This window comes from Gammaproteobacteria bacterium (genome assembly GCA_013003425.1).
GTDB lineage: Bacteria > Pseudomonadota > Gammaproteobacteria > Steroidobacterales > JABDKV01 > JABDJB01.
Genome location: JABDJB010000076.1, coordinates 1 through 2,953 on the forward strand (window position 1 = coordinate 1; position 2,953 = coordinate 2,953).

The 2,953-nt window shown below is 62.5% G+C and carries 2 protein-coding genes and 1 pseudogene; all 3 read right to left on the reverse strand.

The features are described from left to right. Positions 1-206: 206 nt before the first annotated feature. Positions 207-1,919: a bifunctional sulfate adenylyltransferase/adenylylsulfate kinase gene (locus HKN06_10655; GenBank protein ID NNF61771.1), complete on the reverse strand. Its 1,713-nt coding sequence runs from the start codon at positions 1,917-1,919 to the stop codon at positions 207-209. Positions 1,920-2,133: 214 nt separating this feature from the next. Then, positions 2,134-2,229: pseudogene (locus HKN06_10660) on the reverse strand (DUF3149 domain-containing protein). A 131-nt stretch (positions 2,230-2,360) separates the two neighbouring features. Further along, entirely contained in the window at positions 2,361-2,852 is a 492-nt protein-coding gene (gene ssb, locus HKN06_10665) for a single-stranded DNA-binding protein (protein ID NNF61772.1), read from the reverse strand. Positions 2,853-2,953: the final 101 nt, after the last annotated feature.

The following is a 2,953-nucleotide window of genomic DNA, read 5'->3' on the forward strand; positions in this document are numbered from 1 at the left end:
TCGCCAGTGCCTGGCACCCGGCTTCGTAGCAGCGGCATCCTTGCCGCGATCACCTGCGCGCAATCGCGCCTGGAAGGCGCTCCTACGGTAACGGATCGCCAGTGCCTGGCACCCGGCTTCGTAGGAGCGGCATCCTTGCCACGATCACCTGCGCGCAATCGCGCCTGGAAGGCGCTCCTACGGGCAGTCTGCAAGGCCGCGCCCGGCTAGCGGATGTAGCCGAGGCTCTCGAGCTTGACGATGACGCGGTGGGCGGCGTGGTCGGGAGTGACGCCGACGGTGTCGACGACCAGCTCGGGGTTCTCCGGCACTTCATACGGATCGCTGATGCCGGTGAACTCCTTGATCAGGCCGGCGCGCGCCTTGGCGTAAAGCCCCTTGCGGTCGCGCTCTTCGCACACTTCCAGCGGCGTGGCGACATGCACCTCGATAAAACCGCCGCCCGGCTCGATGGTCTCGCGCACCTGGCGCCGGGTGGCCGTATACGGCGCAATCGGCGCGCAGATGGCAACGCCACCGTTCTTGGTGATTTCGCTGGCCACGTAACCAATACGAAGAATATTCAGATCACGGTGTTCCTTGGAAAAACCCAGCTCGCTGGACAGGTTCTTGCGCACGATGTCGCCATCGAGCAGCGTCACGCGACGGTCGCCCATTTCCATCAGCTTGACCATCACCGCGTTGGCAATGGTCGACTTGCCGGAACCCGACAGGCCGGTAAAAAACAGCGTGAAACCCTGCTTGTGCCGCGGCGGATGGGTGCGGCGTAATTCCTGCACCACGTCGGCATAAGAAAACCAGTGCGGTATCTCCAGCCCCTCGCGCAGGCGGCGACGGAACTCGGTGCCGGAGATGTTCATCACCAGCTCGCCCTCGCCTACCTCGTCGGCTGGTATGAACTGGGCGCGATCCTGCACGTATACCATCATCTTGAACGGCACCATTTCGATGCCCAGCTCATCCTGGTACTCGATGACCAGGTCCTGCGCATCGTAATGGCCGTAAAACGGCTCGCCGTTGCTGTCGTCGCCCGGGCCGGCGTGATCGCGGCCAACAATAAAATGCGTGCAGCCGAAGTTCTTGCGAATGATGGCGTGCCACAGCGCCTCGCGCGGGCCGCCCATGCGCATCGCCAGCGGCAACAGGCTCAACGACGTGGTCTGCTCGGGGTAATGCTTGAGCAGGTTTTCGTAGCAGCGCACGCGGGTGTAGTGATCGATATCGCCCGGCTTGGTCATGCCAACCACCGGGTGCAGCAACAGGTTGGCTTCGACCTGGCGCGCGGCGCGGAAAGTGAGCTCCTGGTGCGCACGGTGCATCGGGTTGCGGGTCTGGAACGCAACGATACGGCGCCAGCCCAGCTTTTTGAACATCGCCCGCATCTCGGCCGGCGAATTACGCAGGTATTTGAAATCGTAATGCATCGGCGCATCGATGCCCTTGATGGTGCCGCCGATGTACACCGGGTTGGACCGGTTCGTCAGGTAATCGACCGCCGGGTGTTTTTCGTCGCGCGTGCCATAGACACGCTCGGCTTCGGCGCCGCGATCCGGCGTCCAGATGTCGGAAATCTCCAGCGTGGCGCAGTTGACCCCTTCCAGATCACGCAGCGCGATGGCGTCACCGACCTTTACCTGCCCGGCAAACTCTTCGCTGACATCCAGCGTGATTGGCATCGGCCACAGCGTGCCGTCGGCCAGCCGCATGTCGCTGCACACCGCTTCGTAATCGGCTTTGCCCATAAAACCTTCAAGCGGCGAGAACGCACCGTTGAGCAGCAGTTCGATATCGCACAGCTGGCGCTCGGTGAGGTCCCACGACGGATAGTCGCGCGCCGCCTTGCGCTCGGCCTCGCAGGCATCGTTGTGAAGGTAAAGGTTTTTCAGCGTGCCGCCATGCGGCGGAATCAGGTCAGCCATCGTCAGTTTGTCCCTGCAAAAGTTGCCCGGCACCCTGCCGGGCCGGGCAGTCTATACCGGACTCCGCGGCAGAACTAAACGATTTGACCGAATATTCCGCACTTCCGGCGAATAAAAGCCGTGATTTTTGGCGTCTGGCGAGCTAGTCAGACGGACTGCTGCCGTCGGAGCCCGATTTTCCCGGGTCGATGCGGGTGAGACGTAAATAGCTGACGATAAAAAACACCGCTATCAGGACAACGGAGCCCAGCACCAGCACCGCGCTGAAGCCCACCAGGTTGCCAAACAGCAGGTCCATCCACGTAGACATCAGGCCAAATCCTCCGTTGCTTGCAGAACGTCGCGTCGCAACTCAGCGGCACGGCCGCACTTTACCGCGACGGCGGCCGCGATCGGCCCGTGGAATGTACTTACCTGCCGGCCCGTTGCAGCTGACCGGGATCAGAAGGGAATATCGTCGTCGAAGTCCTCCGACTTTGACGGTGCGCCACCGCCGCCGCCACCGGACGAGCTACCACCCGACTGACCGCCGCCCGACTGGCCGCCGCCCGACTGGCCACCACCGCCGCTGTAGCCACCGCTGCCACCAGAGCCGCCGCGGCCGCCCAGCATCTGCATCTCACGTGCAATCACCTCGGTGGTGTAGCGATCGTTGCCGTCACGGTCCTGCCACTTGTTAGTGCGCAGGTTACCTTCGACATAAACCTGCGAACCCTTGCGCAGGTATTCGCCGGCAATTTCCGCCAGCCGGCTGAAGAAGACGACTTTATGCCACTCGGTGCGTTCTTTTTGTTCGCCGCTGTCCTTGTCGCGCCACTGCTCGCTGGTAGCAACGCTGATACGGGTGACGGCGGAACCGTTGGGCGAATAACGCGTCTCGGGATCGGCGCCGAGGTTACCAACGAGAATGACTTTGTTTATGCCGCGGGACATGGCCTGCTCCTGTCGTTATTGGCTGCCGTGGCAGCTCTGGCCACGGGTGCGGGAAAGGGGCCGTATTGTAGGCGCTCGCGCCGCAAATCTCACCCGCCCAA

Coding starts and splice junctions, on each gene's coding strand:
- HKN06_10655 (NNF61771.1), bottom strand. CDS start 1,919: ATGGCTGACCTGATTCCGCCGCATGGCGGCACGCTGAAAAACCTTTAC.
- ssb (NNF61772.1), bottom strand. CDS start 2,852: ATGTCCCGCGGCATAAACAAAGTCATTCTCGTTGGTAACCTCGGCGCC.